The organism is Streptomyces sp. NPDC040410, from assembly GCF_055595715.1.
Genome location: NZ_JBVIVK010000028.1, coordinates 1 through 22,087, shown reverse-complemented (window position 1 = coordinate 22,087; position 22,087 = coordinate 1). Strand labels below are relative to the sequence as shown.

At 70.4% G+C, this 22,087-nt stretch carries 17 protein-coding genes; 10 read left to right on the top strand and 7 right to left on the bottom strand.

Annotated elements, in window-relative coordinates; translation table 11 throughout:
* Window positions 1–753 carry a DUF3159 domain-containing protein gene (locus ACZ562_RS34220; RefSeq protein WP_471187501.1) on the top strand — a complete coding sequence of 251 codons (753 nt, stop codon included), beginning with the start codon at window positions 1–3 and terminating at the stop codon, window positions 751–753.
* A 210-nt stretch (window positions 754–963) separates the two neighbouring features.
* Here ACZ562_RS34220 and ACZ562_RS34215 read toward each other — a convergent pair whose 3' ends face one another.
* Both ACZ562_RS34215 and ACZ562_RS34210 read right to left on the bottom strand, forming a co-directional pair.
* Window positions 964–1,641: a potassium channel family protein gene (locus ACZ562_RS34215; protein WP_150952693.1), complete on the bottom strand. Its 678-nt coding sequence runs from the start codon at window positions 1,639–1,641 to the stop codon at window positions 964–966.
* Complete coding sequence (locus tag ACZ562_RS34210; RefSeq protein WP_471187497.1) at window positions 1,641–2,312, bottom strand: potassium channel family protein; 672 nt, start codon at window positions 2,310–2,312, stop codon at window positions 1,641–1,643. The genes ACZ562_RS34215 and ACZ562_RS34210 overlap by 1 nt, the downstream gene beginning before the upstream one ends.
* A 408-nt stretch (window positions 2,313–2,720) precedes the next feature.
* Here ACZ562_RS34210 and ACZ562_RS34205 point away from each other — a divergent pair, with 408 nt between their 5' ends.
* The 9 genes from ACZ562_RS34205 (at window position 2,721) to ACZ562_RS34165 (ending at window position 16,393) form a co-directional block, all read left to right on the top strand.
* Window positions 2,721–4,769: an APC family permease gene (locus ACZ562_RS34205; RefSeq protein ID WP_471187494.1), complete on the top strand. Its 2,049-nt coding sequence runs from the start codon at window positions 2,721–2,723 to the stop codon at window positions 4,767–4,769.
* A gap of 75 nt (window positions 4,770–4,844) precedes the next feature.
* On the top strand, window positions 4,845–6,188 hold the full coding sequence (locus ACZ562_RS34200) for a class I SAM-dependent RNA methyltransferase (protein WP_471187491.1): 1,344 nt from the start codon (window positions 4,845–4,847) through the stop codon (window positions 6,186–6,188).
* Between the two features lie 400 nt (window positions 6,189–6,588).
* Entirely contained in the window at window positions 6,589–7,350 is a 762-nt protein-coding gene (locus ACZ562_RS34195) for a Crp/Fnr family transcriptional regulator (RefSeq protein WP_471187488.1), read from the top strand.
* A 210-nt stretch (window positions 7,351–7,560) separates the two neighbouring features.
* Complete coding sequence (locus tag ACZ562_RS34190) at window positions 7,561–8,724, top strand: TRAFAC clade GTPase domain-containing protein (RefSeq protein ID WP_471187485.1); 1,164 nt, start codon at window positions 7,561–7,563, stop codon at window positions 8,722–8,724.
* Window positions 8,721–9,494, top strand: a complete 774-nt coding sequence (locus ACZ562_RS34185) for a hypothetical protein (RefSeq protein WP_471187482.1) — start codon at window positions 8,721–8,723, stop codon at window positions 9,492–9,494. The genes ACZ562_RS34190 and ACZ562_RS34185 overlap by 4 nt, the downstream gene beginning before the upstream one ends.
* Window positions 9,491–10,729: a hypothetical protein gene (locus ACZ562_RS34180; protein ID WP_471187480.1), complete on the top strand. Its 1,239-nt coding sequence runs from the start codon at window positions 9,491–9,493 to the stop codon at window positions 10,727–10,729. The genes ACZ562_RS34185 and ACZ562_RS34180 overlap by 4 nt, the downstream gene beginning before the upstream one ends.
* 25 nt (window positions 10,730–10,754) lie before the next feature.
* The gene (locus ACZ562_RS34175) at window positions 10,755–13,145 is read left to right on the top strand and encodes a CHAT domain-containing protein (RefSeq protein ID WP_471187477.1); all 2,391 of its coding nucleotides are present in this window, start codon (window positions 10,755–10,757) and stop codon (window positions 13,143–13,145) included.
* 38 nt (window positions 13,146–13,183) lie between these two features.
* Entirely contained in the window at window positions 13,184–15,034 is a 1,851-nt protein-coding gene (locus ACZ562_RS34170) for a caspase family protein (protein WP_471187475.1), read from the top strand.
* 30 nt (window positions 15,035–15,064) lie between these two features.
* Window positions 15,065–16,393 carry a hypothetical protein gene (locus ACZ562_RS34165; RefSeq protein ID WP_471187472.1) on the top strand — a complete coding sequence of 443 codons (1,329 nt, stop codon included), beginning with the start codon at window positions 15,065–15,067 and terminating at the stop codon, window positions 16,391–16,393.
* A gap of 207 nt (window positions 16,394–16,600) precedes the next feature.
* Here ACZ562_RS34165 and ACZ562_RS34160 read toward each other — a convergent pair whose 3' ends face one another.
* The 5 genes from ACZ562_RS34160 to ACZ562_RS34140 form a co-directional block, all read right to left on the bottom strand.
* On the bottom strand, window positions 16,601–16,840 hold the full coding sequence (locus ACZ562_RS34160; RefSeq protein ID WP_471187467.1) for a DUF6191 domain-containing protein: 240 nt from the start codon (window positions 16,838–16,840) through the stop codon (window positions 16,601–16,603).
* A gap of 246 nt (window positions 16,841–17,086) precedes the next feature.
* Window positions 17,087–18,076, bottom strand: coding sequence for a 2,3-diaminopropionate biosynthesis protein SbnA (gene sbnA / locus ACZ562_RS34155; RefSeq protein WP_471187464.1), 990 nt, complete (start codon window positions 18,074–18,076; stop codon window positions 17,087–17,089).
* A gap of 5 nt (window positions 18,077–18,081) precedes the next feature.
* On the bottom strand, window positions 18,082–19,155 hold the full coding sequence (sbnB, locus tag ACZ562_RS34150) for a 2,3-diaminopropionate biosynthesis protein SbnB (RefSeq protein ID WP_471187461.1): 1,074 nt from the start codon (window positions 19,153–19,155) through the stop codon (window positions 18,082–18,084).
* 155 nt (window positions 19,156–19,310) lie between these two features.
* Entirely contained in the window at window positions 19,311–19,436 is a 126-nt protein-coding gene (locus tag ACZ562_RS34145; protein ID WP_471187458.1) for an FAD-dependent oxidoreductase, read from the bottom strand.
* Window positions 19,437–19,458: 22 nt separating this feature from the next.
* A partial coding sequence (locus tag ACZ562_RS34140; RefSeq protein ID WP_471187455.1) for an amino acid adenylation domain-containing protein occupies window positions 19,459–22,087 on the bottom strand: 2,629 nt, incomplete at its 5' end.

Sequence of the window (22,087 nt, the reverse complement as noted above, 5' to 3'; positions counted from 1 at the left end):
GTGACGTCGCTCGACAAGCCGACCGAAGACACTCAGCAGCATGACGCCCGGGCGGTGACCGAGGCCGCGTTGTTCGAGGCGTTCGGCGGAGTGCGGGGCATGGTCGAGACGGTGCTGCCCGGTCTCCTCTTCGTCACCATCTACACGATCAACAAGGACCTGCACTGGTCGGCCATCGCAGCGCTCGCCGTGTCGCTGGTCCTGGTCGTGGTCCGGCTGGTGCGGAAGGACACCGTCAAGCACGCCTTCAGCGGGGTCTTCGGCGTCGCCTTCGGTGTGGTCTTCGCGATGATGACCGGCAACGCCAAGGACTTCTACCTGCCCGGCATGCTCTACACGCTGGGCCTGGCGCTGGCGTACATCATCACGACCCTGTGCGGCGTACCGCTGATCGGCCTGATCCTCGGGCCCGTCTTCAAGGAGAACCTCTCCTGGCGCAAGCGAAACCCGGGCCGCAAGAAGGCGTACGCAAAGGCCAGTTGGGCCTGGGGCCTGATCCTGCTCGCCAAGTGCGCGATCCTCTTCCCGCTGTACTGGTGGGCGAACACCGCGCAGCTGGGCTGGGTGCTGGTCACCCTGAAGATCCCGCCGTTCCTGCTCGCCGTCTGGCTCACCTGGGTCTTCCTGGCGAAGGCGCCGCCGCCGATCGACGTCTTCGCGGAGATGGAGGCGCGGGAGACGGCCGAGGAGGAGCGGAAGGCTGCGGCCGAGGGACGCGAGGCGGCGGGCGGGCGTCACCGTCGGGAGGCGTAGGACCCGGCGCGCGCGTGGGGCTTCGGGTCACCTCGCGCCAGTCCCCCGGTTGCCCTTCCCGTCCCTGGGGGCTGCCGCCCCCGGACCCCGCTTCGGCCCTGAACGGGCCTGTTCCCCCAACGCCGTACGGGCTGGACAGGAACGCCGGACTGACAGGAAAGGGCGCCCCAGGATTTCGGGGCGCCCTTCGCCGTCGTATCCCCGGCCGGATCAGCCCGCCGCATCCTCCCGGCGCACCGACAGCAGGTCCTCGAGCTGTTCCTCGCGGGCCTGGGCGGCCACGAAGAGGAGTTCGTCGCCCGCCTCCAGGGAGTCCTCCTGGGACGGGGTGAGGACACGCGTGCCGCGGATGATGGTGACCAGGGACGTGTCCTCGGGCCACTCGACGTCGCCGACCTGGGTGCCGGCCAGGGCCGACTCCTCGGGCAGGGTCAGTTCGACGAGGTTGGCGTCGCCGTGGCTGAAGCGGAGCAGACGGACCAGGTCGCCGACGCTCACCGCCTCCTCGACCAGGGCCGACATCAGGCGGGGAGTGGAGACCGCCACGTCCACGCCCCACGACTCGTTGAACAGCCACTCGTTCTTCGGGTTGTTCACACGGGCGACGACGCGCGGAACGCCGTACTCCGTCTTCGCCAGGAGCGAGACGACCAGGTTGACCTTGTCGTCGCCGGTCGCGGCGATCACGACGTTGCAGCGCTGGAGCGCCGCCTCGTCCAGGGACGTGATCTCGCAGGCGTCGGCCAGCAGCCACTCCGCCTGCGGGACGCGCTCGACCGAGATGGCGGTCGGCGCCTTGTCGACCAGCAGGACCTCGTGGCCGTTCTCCAGCAGCTCGCCCGCGATCGAGCGGCCGACCGCGCCGGCACCGGCAATGGCGACCCTCATCAGTGACCGCCCTCCTCTTCGGGACCCTTGGCGAACGCCGCCTCGACCTTGTCGATCTCGTCGGTGCGCATCATCACGTGCACCAGGTCGCCCTCCTGCAGCACGGTCTGCGAGGTGGGCAGGATCGCCTCGCCGAGCCGGGTCAGGAACGCGACCCGGACGCCCGTCTCCTCCTGCAGCTTGCTGATCTTGTGGCCGACCCAGGACGCGGAGGCGTGCACCTCGGCGAGCTGGACGCCACCGGTGGGATCGCGCCACAGCGGCTCGGCGCCCGAGGGGAGCAGCCTGCGCAGCATCTGGTCGGCCGTCCAGCGGACGGTCGCGACGGTGGGGATGCCCAGGCGCTGGTAGACCTCGGCGCGCCGGGGGTCGTAGATGCGGGCCGCGACGTTCTCGATGCCGAACATCTCGCGGGCCACGCGTGCGGCGATGATGTTCGAGTTGTCACCGCTGGAGACGGCGGCGAAGGCGCCGGCCTCCTCGATGCCCGCCTCGCGCAGGGTGTCCTGGTCGAAGCCGACGCCGGTGACGCGACGGCCTCCGAACCCGGAGCCCAGTCGTCGGAAGGCGGTGGGGTCCTGGTCGATCACGGCGACCGTGTGCCCCTGTTGCTCCAGGGTCTGGGCAAGAGCGGAACCCACTCTTCCGCAGCCCATGATGACGATGTGCACGACCGTCCTTCCGGTGTCAAGAGTTACTGCTCAGCCACATCAGGGTCTCAGACCGACGCCCAAGCTACACACGCGCGGTAGGACGACGGCACCCCCGTGCACGGTTGCTCCCGGATCCGTTCGGGGTGGTCAGCGGCGGCTGATGCTGCGGACGCTGGCCAGAGTCAGGATTCCGAGGCCGACGAGGGTGGCGGTGGCGCCGATCAGCTCTGCGGTCGTGTGCATGGAACCTCCGAGGGGCGGCGAAGGGCGGGGTAGAGGCGGGGTTTGTCATATAGGCATGGGCGCCCGCGCACCTGCGGAATCCGCAGCGAGGACCGTCGGTTAATTCACTCTTCAGGCAGAGGAAGGGCAGATGCAGGGTGGCGGGTGGGCGCTCCCCTGTTCGAAGGCCTACGATCCTCTGTTGTGTCCAAACTGACCGACGTGCCCAAACGGATCCTGATCGGGCGCGCACTGCGCAGTGACCGGCTCGGGGAAACGCTCCTGCCGAAGCGCATCGCACTGCCTGTCTTCGCCTCCGACCCGCTTTCCTCCGTGGCGTACGCGCCGGGAGAGGTGCTGCTGGTCCTGTCCATCGCGGGCGTGTCGGCGTACCACTTCAGCCCCTGGATCGCCGCCGCGGTCGTCGTGCTGATGTTCACAGTGGTCGCCTCCTACCGGCAGAACGTCCACGCCTATCCGAGCGGCGGCGGCGACTACGAGGTGGCGAACACCAACCTCGGCCCCAAGGCGGGCCTCACGGTCGCCAGCGCGCTGCTCGTCGACTACGTCCTCACCGTCGCCGTCTCGATCTCCTCCGGCATCGAGAACCTCGGCTCCGCGGTCCCCTTCGTGGTCGAGCACAAGGTGTTCTGCGCGGTCGCCGTGATCGTGCTGCTCACGCTGATGAACCTGCGTGGGGTCAAGGAGTCGGGTTCGCTGTTCGCGATTCCGACCTACGTCTTCGTCGCCGGCGTCTTCATCATGGTCGCGTGGGGCGCGTTCCGCGGGCTCGTCCTCGACGACACCATGCGGGCGCCCACCGCGTCGTACGAGATCAAGGCCGAGCACCAGGGGCTGGCCGGTTTCGCGCTTGTCTTCCTGCTGCTGCGCGCCTTCTCCTCCGGCTGTGCCGCGCTCACCGGCGTCGAGGCGATCTCCAACGGCGTCCCGGCCTTCCGCAAGCCCAAGTCGAAGAACGCGGCGACCACGCTCGCGATGATGGGCCTGCTCGCCGTCACCATGTTCTGCGGCATCATCGTGCTGGCCATGGTGACCAAGGTGCGCATGGCCGAGAACCCGGCCGTCGACCTGATCCACAACGGCGTCGCGGTCGGCGCCGACTACGTCCAGAACCCGGTGATCTCCCAGGTCGCCGAAGCCGTCTTCGGCAAGGACAGCTTCCTGTTCATCGTGCTGGCCGCGGCCACCGCGCTGGTGCTGTTCCTGGCCGCGAACACCGCGTACAACGGCTTCCCGCTGCTCGGCTCGATCCTCGCGCAGGACCGTTACCTCCCGCGCCAGCTGCACACCCGCGGCGACCGCCTCGCCTTCTCCAACGGCATCGTGCTGCTCGCGGGTGCGGCCGTACTCCTCGTGTGGATCTACGGCGCCGACTCGACCCGGCTGATCCAGCTCTACATCGTCGGCGTGTTCGTGTCGTTCACGCTCAGCCAGACCGGCATGGTCCGCCACTGGAACCGCCACCTGAGGACGGAGAAGGACCAGGCCAAGCGCCGCCACATGGTCCGCTCGCGCGCCATCAACACCTTCGGTGCCTTCTTCACCGGACTGGTGCTGGTCGTCGTCCTCGGCACGAAGTTCACACACGGCGCCTGGGTCGCGCTGCTCGGCATGGTGATCTTCTACGCGACGATGACGGCGATCCGGCGCCACTACGACCGGGTGGCCGAGGAGATCGCGGCCCCCGAGGGCCCGAGCGACGACAGCGTAAGGCCGTCCCGCGTCCACTCCGTCGTACTGATCTCGAAGATCCACCGCCCCACGCTGCGGGCACTGGCCTACGCCAAGCTGATGCGCTCGGACACGCTGGAGGCGCTCAGCGTCAACGTCGACCCGGCGGAGACCAAGGCGCTGCGCGAGGAGTGGGAGCGGCGGAGCATCGACGTACCGCTGAAGGTGCTCGACTCGCCGTACCGCGAGATCACGCGGCCGATCATCGAGTACGTGAAGGGTCTGCGCAAGGAGTCGCCGCGCGACGCGGTGTCCGTGATCATCCCCGAGTACGTGGTCGGCCGCTGGTACGAGCATCTGCTGCACAACCAGAGCGCACTGCGCCTGAAGGGCCGGCTGCTCTTCACGCCCGGTGTGATGGTGACCTCGGTGCCCTACCAGCTGCAGTCCTCCGAGGCGGCGAAGAACCGGGCCCGCAAGCGGCAGGACTGGAACGCGCCGGGTTCGGTGCGGCGGGGGCCCGCCCAGGAGCGGCCGAAGGAGCCCAGCGCGAAGAACTGACGTGCCCCGCCAGCACGTAGACTGGTGGGCTGTTGTCCGGCCGTATCCCTCTTGATGTTGTGGAGTCACCCCGCCATGCAGGCAGAACCGAAGAAGTCGCAGGCGGGGTCGCTCGTGGGGGAGGAGTACGAGGTCGAGGTCGGCCCCGTCGCCCACGGCGGGCACTGCATCGCCCGTACGTCCACCGGGCAGGTGCTGTTCGTGCGGCACACGCTGCCCGGTGAGCGGGTCGTGGCGCGGGTGACCGAGGGCGAGGAGGGTGCCCGGTTCCTGCGCGCGGACGCGGTGACCGTGCTGTCGGCGTCCAAGGACCGGGTCGAGGCGCCGTGCCCGTACGCCGGCCCCGGCCGCTGCGGCGGCTGCGACTGGCAGCACGCCAAGCCGGGCGCCCAGCGCCGCCTGAAGGGCGAGGTGATCGCCGAACAGCTCCAGCGGCTCGCGGGCCTCACTCCCGAAGAGGCCGGCTGGGACGGAACCGTGATGCCGGCCGAGGGCGACAAGCTGCCGGCTGGCCAGGTGCCGCCGTGGCGGACGCGCGTGCAGTACGCGGTCGACGCCTCGACCGGCCGGGCGGGCCTGCGCCGTCATCGCTCGCACGAGGTGGAGCCGATCGACCACTGCATGATCGCGGCGGAGGGCGTCAGCGAGCTGGGCATCGAGAAGCGGGACTGGACGGGCATGGCGTCCGTCGAGGCGATCGCGGCGACGGGCTCGCAGGACCGCATGGTGATCCTCGAGCCCCGGCCCGGCGCCCGCCTGCCCCTCGTCGAACTCGACAGGCCCGTCTCCGTCATGCGCGTCGAGGAGAAGGACGGCGGCATCCACCGCGTCCACGGCCGCCCCTTCGTCCGCGAGCGCGCCGACGGCCGCACCCACCGGGTCGCCAGCGGCGGCTTCTGGCAGGTCCACCCGAAGGCGGCGGACACCCTGGTCACAGCGGTCATGCAGGGCCTGCTGCCGCGCAAGGGCGAGATGGCGCTGGACCTGTACTGCGGCGTCGGCCTCTTCGCGGGCGCGCTCGCAGACCGGCTCGGCGACAAGGGCGCGGTGCTCGGCGTCGAGTCCGGCAAGCGCGCCGTGGAGGACGCCCGGCACAACCTCGCCGACTTCGAACGAGTCCGCATCGAGCACGGCAAGGTCGAGTCAGTCCTCCCGCGCACCGGCATCACCGAGGTCGACCTGATCGTCCTGGACCCGCCGCGGGCCGGCGCGGGCCGCAGGACGGTCGAGCACCTGTCGTCCCTCGGGGCACGGAGGATCGCGTACGTGGCGTGCGACCCCGCTGCGCTGGCGCGTGACCTGGCGTACTTCCGGGACGGGGGATACCGGGTGCGGACGCTGCGGGCGTTCGACCTGTTCCCGATGACGCATCATGTGGAGTGCGTGGCGATTCTTGAGCCGGTCGCGAAGCGGGTGTGAGCCGCGTTTTCGGCGGTCGACGCGTCTCAGCGAAGCGGGTGTGCGGGCTGGGGCGGTCGGGAACTGCCGCGGCGTCTTGACGCTCAGCGCGTCGGCGGCTGCCTGGCGGGCGTGGGCGACCGCCACGGCCTTCTCCGATGACGCCGTGGGTGGAACGGTCGTGAGGGCCGGCAGAGCGCACGGCGACGACGCCCGCGCCGCCGGCCCGGGGTACCGGGGGCCCATGCGAAACAGGGACGGAGCGCTGGCGGTGACCGCCACGAGGTGATCAGTATCGGTCGACGTCGTAGCCACGTGTAGACAGAACCCCACCAATTCATAGGCAAGTTCACACCTTGAGTCGTATGTCCCTCTGTCTGGGTAGGTTTCGCGCAGGCTGGACATCCGGGAGGGGGACGGTGTGCTCAGTGCGCGGGAACCAGGTGGGGGGCACGAGTCGGAGATTCGTCCGGCACGGACCGACTATCCGCGAGGCACCCTGCTGTGGGAGCTGAACGGCGTGGCCGGGACGGACCCGGTATCCGCCGACCATGCGCGGTCGGCCCTGCTGCAGGCCGGCACCGCGCGCACGTACGAGGCCGGCGAGATCATGCTGCTCGAAGGTGCCACGGACACGTTCGTGCTCGTACTGCTGGATGGCTTCGCCAAAGTGACGACGGCCGATGATCAGGGCACGACCGCCCTCGTGGACATCCGTGCCGCCGGTGACGTCATCGGGGAGACCGCGGCCTTCGACAACGAGCCCCGTTCGGCCACGGTGACGGCAGCCGAACGGGTGTCCGTCCGGCGGGTGTCGCAGGACGAGTGGCTGGGCTGGCTGGCCCGGTACCGGGCCGCCGGTCTGGCTGCCAGCCGGAGCTTGGCCCATCGCAGCCGTACCGCGGTCCGTCGCCGCACCCAGTTCACACGTGGCCCCGTCATCGCGCGTCTGTGTCGCGCAGTACTGGATCTGACAGAGCAGTACGGTGCCCGGACACCAGAAGGTCTGTCCGTCAGGCCCGGGCTGACCCACGCCGAATGGGGCGAGTTCATAGGAGCGCGGGAGCGGCGTGTGCAGCACGCGCTGCAGGAGTTGAGGGCCGTGCGAGCCGTCAGCTACGGACGCTGCCGCCTCACCGTCCACTCGGTTCCGGCACTGCGGAGGATCGCTGCCGCTCACTGACCGGGGGCCGGCCGGCGACGAGTCCCTCGGGTGCGTGTGGCCGGAACGTTTCTTTGGCCGATGTTCTCCCGAACCCGCACTGCGACCGGTTCGGACGGCCATCGGAACGCTTGACTACCGGCAGGGGTACGGGGGAGCGCCGCGCACGGTTCGCCGTACTCGCTTGTGCGTCAGGCGAGACCACCATGTGAAGCCACTGCGAGGCACTGCATGCCGACCATTCCCGTCACCGTGCTCGGCCCCGCCGAGTCCGGCAAGACCGTCTACCTCGCCAGTCTGTTCCGCAGACTCGCGATCCCGCGACCGGACCTGGGGTTCCACGTCCAGCTGCCACCGGAGCAGTCGACCAGGCTGAACAGGATCTACCAGCAGATCACGAGCCCCGACGCCTGGCCGGACCCCCAACGCCGGTCCGAGATATCGGAGTGGGAGTTCGCGTGCTCCGTCCGCACCGCGCGCAACGAGACCTACAGCCCCTTCTCCATCACCTACCTGGACTACTCCGGTGAGCATCTCACCGAGCCGGACGGGCGGGTGGAAGCAGGCAACCGGGTCCTCAGCCGGATCGAGGAGTCCGAGTTCCTCCTCATCCTGCTGGACGGAGTCAAGGTGCTGCGCTTCCTGGACGGAGACCCGCGGCTGACTGAGGATCTCGTCGCCATCTTCAGCCACATGATGAAGAGCCGGGGGATCGTGCACTTCGTCATCACCAAGTGGGACGTCCTCGCGGCGGCGGGGCACACCGTCCAGGCGGTCATGGACTGCCTGTTGCGGCACCCGGACTTCAGGGACGCGGTCGAGACCCTGCTGCGGTCCCCGGGCGGTGCAAAGGGGGTGCGCTTCATTCCGGTCAGTTCCGTGGGGCTGGACTTCGCCGCTCTCGGACCCGACGGCATGACGATGGTCAAAAAGGGCGGATTCCCCGCACCGTTGAACGTGGAGATCCCGTTCATGGCGGTGCTGATGGACCTCTTCGAAGCCCAGCTGAAGGAGATGGCACGGCAGGCCGCACCCGAATCCCAGCAGATCGAGAAGAGCAGCCAGCGACTTGCATGGGTGCGCATGGTCAAGGACAGGATGCCGCTGGTACGGGTGTTCCTGCGCACGGCCGCAACGACGTCGCCCGTGATGCGGCTGGTGCGGGACCACATGGCCGAGGCCTTTCTCCAGTTCGTGGAGACACAGGTGTCCGCCTACAGCGACCGGGTCGAACAGGACATCACCCAGCTGCGGGACCGCATGCTGCGGGCCACGTCCGAGAAGGAGGCGCTCAACGGTTTGGTCGCAATGTTCCACGCCAAGCTCGCCGAGTTCGAGGCCGAGCATCCGGGCTCGCGGCTCATCAAGGGGGAATCGTCGTGGACCACGGCATGAAAGACTCCTCGCCCGCACAGGTATGGCCGTTCGCTCTCACTCGGTCCGTCAACACCGGTTTCCGGATCGTGGCCGCCCCGGACTTCCTCATCGACGAGGGCAGGTATTCCCTGCTCCACGACGTGACTGCGGGCGACCCCACCGATGACGCCGTCTACCGACGCGAGTACCGGGTGCGTGGGTCCGAGTCGTTGTGCCTGCTGTACCGGGTCGTCTACCTCAAGGCCTCCGACGTCGGCCTGGACGGCGAATACGCGATGAGCGGGCCCCGGCGCACACCCCTGATCGAGGGAGTCGTCTGCCGGACGTCTCCCGAGCCGCCCGCCACACAGGAGCTCTTCGCCGAAGTGCATCGCCGATGTGGAGCGGACATACGAGCCTTCTTCGAGGCCGACACGACCACCCGTCCGGTGAGCCCCTTCCCGTCGTTCGGCGCTCCGGAGACCGGCGAGAGCGTACGGGTTGTGGACCTCGACCCGTACCTCACGGAAGGGAGCACTCCGACGACCCGCCAGGGTCGTCACCCATCGTGCCTCCGACGACTCGCCACAGCGGCCCTGTCCGCTGTCCGGTCGGCCCTCGGTGTGCGCACTGGTCGACAAGCTGGAACCGTACTGGGAGAGGGCGGACAGGCTCTTGTATCTCCTGAGCCGGCTCGCGGCGGCGGAACGGGACATCCCGCACCAGGCCGGCCCCGGCGACTGGCGCGAGCCGCCGGAGCGATCGTGCTGACCGTCCTGGTGGTCCTGGTCATCAGGAAGCTCAAGTGACCCACGAAGGCCGGCACACGGTGGACGGCATCCGTCTGCTCGTGCATCTCCTGATGACCGACCTGCGGGGCGTCGATCCCGTCGCCGTCAGTCCGGACCTCTGGGCCGAGCCCGTGCGCGGCTGGCTGGCGGCGGGGGCCGCCCTCGCCGCCGGTGAGCCCAGACGGGCGCTGGCCGTACTGGACGATCCCGAACCAGAGGAGACATACGACGACCTGGTGACGCGTACCCTGCGCACCGCGGCCACCGCCATGGACGTCAACTGGAGTCCAGGCGGCCTGGTCGGCTGGGCCCTGCCGGCCCAGGACGAGTCGGCCCTGCTGAAGGCCATGGACGGAACGCACGCCCGCCTGACCATCTTGGCCGTGGACCCCGGTTTGCGGCTCGCGGCCTTCCTCGCCGCCCGGTACCTCCCCGACCTGCTCGTCGCCCGTGCCGTGCTGGGAAGCGGGGAGATCCTCAACGCTCAGCCGCCCGATGTGATCGCGGCGGTCGGGGGAGCCGGGGAGGTCGGTGAGGCCGTGCGGCGGTTCGACGACGTGCCACGGGAGATCGCCGAGGGCGGCCTCGCGGCCCCGGTCGCCTACCACCTGCTCGTTGCGGGAGACGTGCGGGCGCGGGTGGGGGACCGACGCCGGGGTGAGGCGCTGCGCCGGGAAGCGCTGCGGCTCGTGCCCGGGGACCCGGTCTTCGCCGCGATGTCGTCGTTGCTGGCGGGTGACGCGGAACTCGGGACGCCCGGCGCCGCGGAACGCTGTCTGCCCCTCCTCGCCGGGCGGAGGACACTCGATCGCGCCGCGAAGCACTACGCGGCGGCCGATGCGCTGTTCCGGAAGGCCGGCGCGGCCCGGGGCCGGTCAGCGGCAGTGCTGCGCCTGGCTCATGTCGCCCGGCTCCGCCGGAAACCGGCCGACCGCGCCACATGCGTTGACCGCGCGCTGGCTCTGGCCACAGCCGCCGATGACCGGGCGTGCGTGGCGCTGCTCAAGGTGCACCGCATGCTGGACACGGTGGAGGACGGCCGACCACTGCCCCTTGACGATGTGGAGGAGGTCCGCCGCTGGGCGGCGACCCTGGGCAGCGGTTCCTGGCTTCGGGGCATGGCCCACCTCGCCGCCGTGCGGGCCGGCGACTGGACCCGGCAGAGCCACATCGTTCGTGGCCGGGAGGCGGGCGACCTGGCACAGCGGCTCGCGGAACCGGTCGCACCGGCCGACGGGAGCGCCCGTGCCTGATGCCGTTCACGTGACGACCGGACCGATGACGAGCCCGGAGGGGGCGTACCACCACGCCCGCCACCGGCTGGCCTCCCTCGTACTCGCCGACATCGAACTGCGCACCCGGGAGCGACAGCTGGAGGACCAGTGCCGGGAGGCTGCTGACGGGCAGGCCACGGGGCCCGGTTCCGTTCGGTCGCAGGTGACGGTCGAGATGGTCAATACCTGGCTGTCCACGGCGGTCGCGGCCGAGCTCTTCCTCAACGAGGCGGTGGGGCTGGGTGATCCGGAACTCGTCGCCGCCGCACGGCCCCGGCTTGCGCGAGTGATCGGTCTCGGTGAGCGACTGCTGCGGGGCCAGGGCGGATCCGCGGCCGCGGCGCATGTCCTGCGTGATTTTCTGGAGGGGATGCAGGCCGGACTGCACTCCACACACGTCGTCGAGAAACTGCACCGGCTGCGTCGGCACAGGTCGGCAGGTCTGTCGGCCCTGGCGGAACGGGCGGCAAGGGAGGCTGAGGCGCTCGTCGAGCGAGGCGCACCGCCCTCCGTCGCGCGTTGTGCGCTCCTGGTGGAGCTGGGCCGCATCGAGGAGGCGCAGACAGAGGCCGACGGGCTGGAGGCACGAGGCGCGCTGACGGAACTGCAGTCGGCGGCGCTCCGGTTACGACTGCGACAGCCCGAGCGGGCCGCCGAGGCGGAACGACGTATCGGGGCGGACGGCGCGGAGCCGGAGAAGCCCTGGGACAGGCCCGCGATCGCGGCGGAGGCATTGCTCGCCCTCGGCGACCCACGGGGCGCCGCCGAGCGGGCTCTGGAAGCGGTCACCGCCTACGAGGAACACCGGTCGAGGATGGGACGGGACTCCCTGCGGGCGGCGTCGGCCGACGACCCGGTGGTGGCCCGCGCCTATCACACCGCCGTGCTGGCCCAGTGGGAGTTGCCCGGTGGGAAGGCCATGACGTTCGCCACCGCGGAGCGCGCCCGGTCCGGTTTCCTCGACACCGTCCATGCCCTCGACAGCGCCGGAGGACGGCCCTCCGCGCGACGAGCGGTCCGGGGCTGGCTCCAGGCGGAAGCCCGGTGGGCCGCGCGGTTCGAGGAGGCGGCAGCCGCTCTGCGGGGCGGGGATCCGGCCTGGGCCGGGCAGCAGCCCGCGGAGCCGGCGGGCGCGGCCGATGAGCGTTCCGTGCGGCGCTGCCTCACCGAGGCCGAACGGACCCTCGGCGCGGCCGAGGCCGACGTGCGCCGGCTCGCTCCAGGTGCGCTCACCGCCCGGCGGGAGCCCGGCGCGGTGCCCGACGCTGCCGCCGTGGCACGCGCACTGCCACCGGACGCCGTGCTCCTCCAGTACCACCTCCTCGACCAGGACCTGGTCAGCTGGGCGGTGACCCGCGAAGGACTGCTCGCCGACCGTCGTCAGCGGCCGGCGGACGACCTGGTGGCAACGGCCCGCCGCTTCCACGCCGCGTGCGCGTCGGGCGCCGACGGGACGGAGGCCGGACGGGTACTGTCCGACGCCCTGCTCGGTTTCTGGGCGCCGCTCCTGTCCCGCTACCGCAGGATCGTGGTCGTACCTCCCGCTCGGCTCTCCCTTGTGCCGTTCCACGCCCTGCCCATGGGCGATGCGGTCCTCGGCCTGACCCACGACGTCTCCTACCTGCCCGCGGTGTCCCTGCTCACCCGGTCCGGTCACAGCTCGCCGGAGCCTGACTGGAGGGAGGCGACGGCGCTGCTGGTCGGCGCGCCCGCCACCGCTCCCGAGCGTCGCCTGGCCTGTCTGCCCGGCACCGTGACGGAGGTCGCCACCGTCGAACGGCTGCTCCCCAGGTGCCGGGTGCTCACCGGGCCGGACGCCGACCGGGAGAGGATCCTGGAACAGGCCGCGGGCTGCTCCGTGCTGCATCTGGCGACTCACGGCGACGTCCAGGAGCTGACTCCCTACCTCAGCCGCCTGGCGCTCGCCGGGCAGGACCACCTCGGCGTGGACGACCTGTTGAGCCCGGAACTCACTCCCGAACTCCTCGTCTTGTCCGCCTGTGAGACCGGACGGGGCACCGCGACCGCCGGTGGTGACGTCCTCGGGCTGACCCGTACGGCCGTCATCAGCGGGGCCCGGCACGCGGTGGTGTCGCTCTGGCCGGTCGACGACGTGACGGCGTGTCTGGTGATCACGCGGATGTACCGGCACCTCACGTCGGCGGACCGCCCGCCGGTGGGGACCGCGCTGGCCCGCGCCCAGCGCGAGGTCATGAGGGCTTCCCCGGACGAGCGGGAGGAGGAGTACGCCCGGCTCGCCGAGCGTGCCGACGTGACCCCGGATCCCACCGCCCGACGGATACGGGCCCGCGACAGCGGCCCCCGGCCCGCTCAGGCCGGGACCGACCCGCACCACCCGTTCCACTGGGCGCCCTTCATCCACGTGGGCACATGAGGAGCGGCAACCCGCGGCAGAGAGGTGAGGAAACCGGCATGACGATGCGTGCCCTGCTGATAGGAGCCCAGTCCTACGACCTGACCGGCGTGGCCGAGGACGTGTCCGTCATGGAACGGCTTCTGGCCGACCGCGGCTTCACGGACCTGCGTGTCTGCCGGGAGGCCGCGGATACGGGCTACCACAGCATGAACGAGGCGTTGACGAAACTGGCCGAGGAGACGGAGACGGGCGACGCGGTCGTCGTCTACTACTCGGGCCACGGTGCGCTCCTCCCACTGCCCCCGGCCCTGCGCAAGCACCATCCCGGCCGACCCGCCCACCTACAGTATCTGGTGCCCAGCGACCACGAGGCCGGCACTGCCACCGACTTCCGCGGCTACCTGGCCGAGGAACTCACCGCGGTACTGCGGCGTCTGACGAGGATCACCCCGAACGTCACCTGCATCCTGGACTGCTGCCACTCCGGCGGGATGGTTCGGGCCCCGGGCAGATGGCGGATCAAGTCCGTGAGGTGCCACGTACCCGTCGAGGCAGGTGTGGAGCGGTCGGCCCGACTCGCCACCGCACCCCGCCTGCCCGATCCGGACGTGGTGCGGCTGGTCGCGTGCCAGCGGCTGGGCTTCGCATACGAGAACGAGCGACAGGGCCTGTTCACAGCCGCGCTGGCGCGGACGTTGGAGGACTTTCGCTCACAGCCTGTGCCCTGGTCGGTGCTGATCGCGCGGATCCGCGACCGCGTCCAGATGTCGGAGGTGCTCCAACGCCCCCACGCGGGCGGGCCGTCAGGCCGTCTGCCCTTCTCGCTCGAGGTGCCCCCACAGCCCGAGCGGCTGCCGCTCCGGGCACACGGCGGTGAACTGCGCGTGCTCGGAGGTGCCTTGTTCGGGCTGGAAACCATGGATCGCGTGCGGCTGGTGTTCCCCGCTGACGGAGCCCGTCCCCGCTGCGAGGCAGAGGCGAGGGTGACGACGGTCGACGCGGCGGACGCCCTGCTGGACCCGCCGCCGGGCGCGCCCGTGTCCCCGCTGCCGCCCGGCTCGTACGCGCTTCCGGTACAGGTCCACACGCGTCATCCCGTACGCGTCGAGGTGGGCGGTCCCCTGGCCGGTGCCCTCCGCAACCGGCTGGCGTCGTCCCCACGGCTGACGGAGGCCGACGACGAGGTCCGGAGCCTGGTCCGAATCGGGCGGGGAAGGCTTGAGGTGGCCGACAGCGCAGGGCGTCCCTACCGCATTCCGGAGGAGACGCCCGGCCCGGCGGAGACACCGTCCACCGCCCGGAAGATCGTCGGCCTGCTGGAGACGATCGCCCGGGGTGAGCGGTTGCGCGGACTCGCGGACCCAGGGCCGGACGGCTTCCCCTCAAGGAACATTCGGGCCCGGATGGAGGTGGAGACCAGGCCGGGCAGCCATGACTTCCGTGAGTTCCGGAACGGTGACGGGCTGCGTGCGGGGGACCGTTACCGGGTCTTCGTCGCCGGCCACACCCGCACGCCGCTGTACGTCTGGCTGTTGGGTGTGGGACTGAGCGGCCGCACCTATGTGGTGACCCACGACCAGCCCAGTGGCATCCCCGTGGAACCGGCGGGCGGGCATGACGGCGAGTTCGTATGGCAGTCCGCGCCGGTGGACGTCTGGTGGCCCGAGGAGGTACCGGCTGTGGGCAGCCGTCCCGAGAGTGTGCTGTTGCTGGTCGGCGACCGTGAACTGGACCTGAGCCCGCTGGGCGGTGCCGCACGCCGTCGCCGGTCGGAGCCCGCCTCTTTGAGCGCGTTGCTGGACGGGGTCTGCGAGGGCGTCAGGGACCCACGCCTGTCGATCACCGCGGAAGGGCTGCGGTACCGGGTGTTCGGCTGGCACACCACCGTCGAGCCGCCGTCATCTTGAAGCGTGTACGAGAGCCGAGGAGCGCAGGGCATGGGCGAGCCAGTGGGCGCCAACCCGCCTGTACGACACGAAATCTCCCGCAGCCAGGTGCCGCATGACCTGCTGTCCACCACCGCCCTGGTGGCCGGCGGCGCACTGAAGGCCAGGGACCGGCGACTGCGCCCCGGGGTTGCACTCGCCCGCCCCCTGGCCTACGCCCTCCCCGCCGCCGCGGGGACCCTTCCGACGGCCGACACGACGACGCTGCTGCTGTGCTTCCCGTTCGACCTGGAGGAAATGCCGGCCGGGTGCGGCTACCGGAAGATCGAGCTGGCGGTCACCTTCGACGACGAGCACCTGAGGGCCCTGGACCTGCAACCCGGACCCGGGTGGGCCGGCCCCGACGGAGCGCGGGTGACCGCCTTCGGGCTCGGCCGCAACCGGCTGCGCTGGATCTTCCAGGCGCCTCACGCCGACGGAACGCTGTCTCCGGACGGCCGCTGGACCCAGGCCGTCCTCGCGTCGCCGTCGCCGTTCACTGAGTTGTCGGGCCACATCCAGGTACGGGGGGTGATCGAGCACCCGCTGCTGAGCGGAACCCGGTCGGAGGGCGAGGTGCAGACCCGTGACGACGTGCCCTTCCTCCTGTCCCGTGCGGACGTCTGGACCGGGGCGCCCCTCGCGCAACAGACACCGCGGCCGGGTGCCTGGGCACTCACCGGATTCGAGAGTGCCGGCCCACCGGACGACCAACTGCCTCCCGGGCGGCGCCGCTTGTGCCTGGCCATCGACATCGAGAAGTACAGCACCCGCGGCAACGCGGACATGATCCGGCTGCAGCGCGCACTGCTGCGCGTCGTGCGCGCCGCCTGCGCACGGGCGGCAGTCGACTGGTACGCCTGCGGCCGCCAGGCGCAGGGGGACGGCTATCTGCTGGTGCTGCCGCCGGACACCGACGACACCCGTGCCGTCCCCCGTCTGCTGGCCGGCCTCGCCGAGGCCCTGGCCGCGGTGAACCGGGAGCTGCACGGGAGCAGCGACTCCCGGTCGCACGTGCGCACCCGCATGCGGGCGGCCTTCCATCACGGGATCGTCCACGAAGCGGACAGCGGCTACGCGGGTTCCGCGGTTGTGGAGCTCTTCCGCATGCTGGACTGCGGCCCCTTGCGCGCACTCCTGGCCGACGACCAGTCCACGGATCTCGTGGTCGCCTTCTCCGACCGGACGTACCAGGATTTGGTGGCGCAGGGGTACGAGGGCCTGTCACCCGTCGGATTCGTGCGTACGGAGGTGAGGGTCAAGCAGTTCGCGGGTGTCGCCTGGATCAGGTCGCAGGGACACATCGGCCCCGCTCTCCACGACCACGCTGGGACTCCCTGAATCCGCTCCGCGGCCCGGCGCCCGCAGCATCGCCGCGGTGGGAACACCGTGTTCGTGTCGAGGAAGAGGCAGTACTCGACGATCTTCTTTCGGACTTGGAGGCGCGGGCGCGAGGAGGCGCGTCCCCCAGTGTGCAGTCGACTGCGCGACGCCGCCCGGCGGTTGCCCGGTGAGGACCGGAGGCGCTCGCCTTCGGAAGCCGCCAGGTCACTGCCGTGGGTCGTGCCGCTCGTGGCGGGCCTCGCTGGTGGGCTCCGGCAGGACGATGTGGGCGGTCCCGCCGTCGAGGTCGATCCTGCTGATGGGGGGAGCACCGTCGCCCTCGTCGTCCCGCAGCATCGTCATGCTCTGCCGGTGTTCCAGCTCCACCGCCTTGGAACCGTGCATGACCGTGGTGAAGTCGTCGAACACCGAGGCGGACAGGCTCCGGCCCGTCCGCCTTCTCATCCTGGGAATCAGGCCGAGCCCGGTGAACCAGTTGAAAGCACACTCAGTGACGGCGAGTGCGATCAAGGCACAGACGAGGACGGGGAACGATGCAGCAAATATCGTTTCCACGACATTCTGTCCTTTCTGGATGACGCCCGGACGGGGCCGGTCGGCACCAAGTGTGCGTGCTGTCCGGCCCGACGGCCGGAACCGTCCGAATTCTCTCCGGAGCCCGTCAGGCGGGCAATGCCGACCGGCCGCCGGTCACGGACGGCTTAGGGAGGGCTGGGCGGGGCTCTGGCGCATCACACCCGGGCCGTATATGTCGGCCACCCACGTGCTCTGGTAGAGGGAGTCCAGATACCGCTCTCCCAGGTCCGGAGAGATCGCCACGGCGGTGACCTCCTCCGCCAGCCCCCGCTCGGCGAGCCAGGCGGTCGCGCCCGCGACCACCGTGCCGGTCGAACCGCCGAGCAGGAAGCCCTTGGCGGCCAGCTGGTGACAGGCACGGACCGTGTCCGGCTCCGGTACATGGACCACGTCGTCCACATACGAGATGTCCAGAAGCTGCGGCCGCACGCCGGAGCCCAGCCCGGGAATCATCCTGGGGGCCGACGTACCGCCGAAGGTGACCGACCCCACCGCGTCGACGGCCACGATGGTGGGCGGGTGCCTCGCCTCCTTGAAGTAGCGGGCGCAGCCCATGAGGGTTCCGGCGGTACCGGTGCCCACGAACAGCACGTCGAGGTCCGGGAACTGCCGGGCGATGGTGGGGGCCGTGGTGTCGTAGTGCGCTCTCCAGTTGTTGGGGTTCCTGTACTGGTTGAGCCATACGTGGCGGTCGTCGGACTCGCAGAGGCTGCGCACGTACGCGAGCCGCGCCCCGAGAAAGCCGCCCTGCGGGTCCGGTTCGGTCACTGTGTGCACCTGCGCGCCCATGGCCTCCATGAGGCGCCGGGTGGCCAGATTGCACCGGGTGTCCGTCACGCACAGGAACCGGTAGCCCTTCCCGGCGGCGATGGTACTCAGCGCCACGCCGAGGTTCCCCGACGAGGACTCCACGAGAATCGAGTCCTGGGTGAGCAGCCCTCTGCGCTCCGCATCGGCAACCATGGCCGCGGCCGCCTTCAGCTTGATCGAGCCGGCGAAGTTGAAGCCCTCGCACTTCAGGTACAGCGGGATGCCGAGGGACGACCGGAGGTCCAGGTAGACGTCATCGGCGTGGAACTCCTCCGGCGCACGGAACACGGGCACAGTGGTTACCTCGTTTCAGGGACGGTCGCCGGGGGCGTAGCCGCGCCGTAGCGCTCCACCTCGTGGAAGAAGCCGTCGATGACGACCAGTTCACCGCCGTCGCGGACCTTGTCGTACACGTACTTGCCGACCGCCAGATCAAGCACCCCGAGTCCGAACGGTGAGAAGACCACGGGACGGTCCGCCGGCACCGGCACGCGTCCGGTGAGCACGTCGAAGAGGGTTCCGTCGATGAACTCACGGTCGCCGGTGACCTGTTCGGTCAGGTGCGGGGAGGTGTCGGCTTTCAGGCAGTGCTCGATGTCGTCCAGGAAGTTGGCGGAGGCGAGCAGTACCTCGGGGGCAAGGTCGCGCAGCGAGACGTTGAGCACCACGGGGTTGTGCGCGAACCAGGAGGCGTCGGTGACGTGGGGGGCGGCGGCGACGGTCGCGAAGACCACCAGGTCACTGGAGCGGATCAGGTCCTCGGCCCGCTCGTGCACCGTGACGCGGCCCTGCGCGCCGGAGCGCTCCAGGTAGTCGCGGTAGCCGTCGGCGTGATCGGCGGACAGGTCGTGCAGGCCCACTTCGTCGAACGTCCAGCCCGTGCCGGTGAGATACGTGTGGATGTACCGCGCGATCAGGCCGGTTCCGACGAAGCCGACCCTGCGCGGGCGTTCCGGCCGTGCCCGGGTGAGCCGGTCGGCGGCCAGCGCGGCCGAGGCCGCGGTGCGTGCGGCACTGATGATGGAACTCTCCAGACATGCCAGGGGATAGCCGGTCGTCTGGTCGTTGAGCAGCAGCACCGCCGAGGCGCGGGGGAGACCGGTGGCCACGTTGCCGGGGAAGCTGGAGATCCACTTCAGGCCGTCGATATGGGTCGTACCGCCGATCGAGGCGGGCAGCGCGATGATCCGGGAGTCGGGACGGTCCGGGAAGCGCAGGAAGTACGACGGCGGATTCACCGTCTGGGCGGTACCGTGCGCACGGTAGGCCGCTTCCACCAGGTCGACGGTCTGCTGTTCGTTCCCTGACAGCGCGCGGTGCACCTGGGCACCGGAGATCACGGCGAACGACGGGATCTGAGCCTTGGAAGTCACTTCTTGTCCTTGCGGTGAGACGGAGGAGCGGGGCGGCGGGGTGGGCGCGTGTGTCCGCCGGGTCCGGTGTTCGCGCACCCGTGGGTTGGCCGGCACGGCCGGAAGGATGATCGTCACGAGTGCCGTCACCGCCGGGCCGGAGTACAACGCGGTGCTCAGGAGGCCGAGTTCTCCAGCAGGAGAACGCGGTGTCCCTGCTTGGCGACGAAGGCCGCGGTGGTGGAGCCGGCGGGCCCACCCCCCGCGACGACGACATCGAACTCCTCCGTGGTCATGGGCATCCTCTGTTCGTTCCTCTCCCACTCATCGCGTCGCCGAACGGCGCTGCTCTTCGAGCCGTGTCAGCTCCTTCTCGACCATCGAGCCGATCTCGCTCAACGGGCCGGGGTCCAGCATCTGTTCGTGCGTGCAGTCAACACGCCGTACATCGATCCGCCCGTCGGTCCACGACTCCCAGCGCCGCGCGAAATCGGGGTCGTCGCGATGGCTGAGCGTTGCCATGAAGAACAACAGGTCCACGTCGGCGCGCTTGCCGTGCTGCTCCTTGAGGAGCACGGCCTGTCGCTCGTAGACGAGCCCGAGCGCTTCGAGTCCCCGCTCGTCGAGGCTGGACAGCGGGTGCCCGCTCTGCTTGAGGAAGGCGTGGACACGAGGAATGTCGAGCGGCGCGTCCTCGTCCGGACCGAGGTCGAAGCCCATGGACGTCAGGAGCGGAGCGAAGGCGTCGCGCATGGTCCGGGCCTTCTCGGTCTCGTCCCCCGGCGGGTAGGTGTCCAGCAGCGCCAGCAACGCCACCTCCTCCCCGGCCGCACGCAGTTGGGCGGCCATCTCCTGGGCCGTACAGCCTCCTGAGGACCACCCCAGGAGGTGGTAGGGACCCGACGGCTGGACCGCGCGGATCTGCTCGACGTAGTCCGCAGCCATCGCTTCCACGGAGGAGGGGAACTCCTCGGGGCGCGCGATACCGCGGGCCTGCAGCCCGTAGACCGGCTGGTCCTTGCTCAGATGCGGCAACAGGCCGGCATAGGCCCAGCTCAGGCCGGTCGCGGGGTGCAGACAGAACAGCGGGGGCCGGGTGCCGCCGGTACGCAGCGGCAGCAACACCTCCAGTGCCGCCAGGGAGTCACCGATCCCGAGCCGTTCCGCCAGTTCCGCGACGGTTGGCGCGCCGAACACATCCGCGACGCGCAGTTCGATCCCCAGCATCTCCTCGACTCGGGCCGCCAGGCGCATCGCCAGGAGTGAGTGGCCTCCGAGGTCGAAGAAGTTGTCGTCGATGCCGATGCGCTCGATGCCGAGGGTCTCGGCGAAGAGGCCACAGAGGACCTCTTCGCGCGGGGTACGGGGGGAGCGGTGGGTGGTCAGGGCGGTCAGGTCGGGGGCGGGCAGGGCCCGCCGGTCCACCTTCCCGGCAGGGCTCAGGGGCAGCTCGTCCAGGACGACCACGGCGGAAGGGACCATGTGGTCCGGGAGAACACGGGCCAGGTCGCGGCGTGTGCCCGCCGGGTCGATCACGGCGCGGGCGGTGACGTAGGCGACCAGACGTCGGTCACCGGGCTGGTCCTCCCGGACGACGACGACGGCCTGGTCGACCGGAGCGTGGCGGGTGAGCGCGGCCTCGACCTCGGCCGGCTCGATCCGGAAGCCGCGCACCTTGACCTGGTCGTCCGCCCGGCCGAGGAACTCCAAGGTGCCCTGCGCGCGCCAGCGCACCAGGTCGCCGGTGCGGTACATGCGCTCGCCCGGACCGGTGAACGGACAGGCCAGGAACCGCTCGGCGGTCAGGTCCGGACGGTTGAGGTAGCCACGGGCCAGACCGGGACCGGCCACATAGAGCTCCCCGGCCACACCCGGCGGGACCGGCCGCAGCGCGCCGTCGAGCACATACAGGCGGGACGCGCCCAGGGCACGGCCGATGGGCGGCACGCCGGTCGTATCCGCGCACAGAGGATCGCTCATGGTGGCGCAGACCGTCGTTTCGGTGGGCCCATAGGCGTTGATCATCATCCGTCCGGGCGCCCAGCGCCGCACGGCCTGGACGGGCAGCGCCTCCCCGGCGGTGTTCAGCGTCATGCCCTCGGGCAGCGCACCGTCGGGCAGCGCGGCCAGCAACGCCGGCGGCAGCGTGACATGCGTGATGCCCCGTCCCGCCAGGACCTCGGGCAGCTGCCCGGGATCACGCAGCCGCCGCGTCGGCGCCAGCACCAAGGCCGCACCGCTGAAGAGGGCCATGCAGATCTCGGAGACGGCGGCATCGAAACTGGTCGGGGCGAACTGCAGGACCCGGCTGCCGGCTGTCACCGCCAGACGCTCGATCTGACCGAAGGCGAGATTGGCCAGACCGGTGTGCGTGACCACGACCCCCTTGGGCCGGCCGGTCGAACCCGACGTGTAGATCACATACGCGGGATGCGTCACACGCAGCGGCCTGACCCGCTCGGCGTCGGTGACGTCACCCGCCCTCTCCCCGGCCTCCTTCGCCACCGTCTCCGGGCGGTCGAGCACCACGGCGGCGGCGGCGTCATCCAGCATCAAGGCGATCCGCTCCGCCGGATAGTCCGGATCGACCGGGACGAACGCCGCCCCCGCCTTCGCCACGCCGAGGACCGCGACGATCAGCTCGATCGAACGCGGCAGCACCAACGCCACCCGCTGTTCAGGACCGACACCACGCCCGATCAACCACCGGGCCAGACGATTGGCGCGCATGTTGAGCTCGTCGTATGTGAGCTCCTCCGCTTCGAAGGACACGGCGACGGCGTCGGGGGTCCGGGCGGCCTGCGCCTCGAACAGGTGGCTCAGGGTGTGCGGGGCGGGCTCGACGGTGTGCCCGGTGCTCCACTCCTCCAGTACCTGGTGTCGTTCGTCGGGTTGGAGGATGTCGAGGGTGTTGATGTGCTGGTCGGGGTGGGTGGTGAGGGTGTGGAGGAGG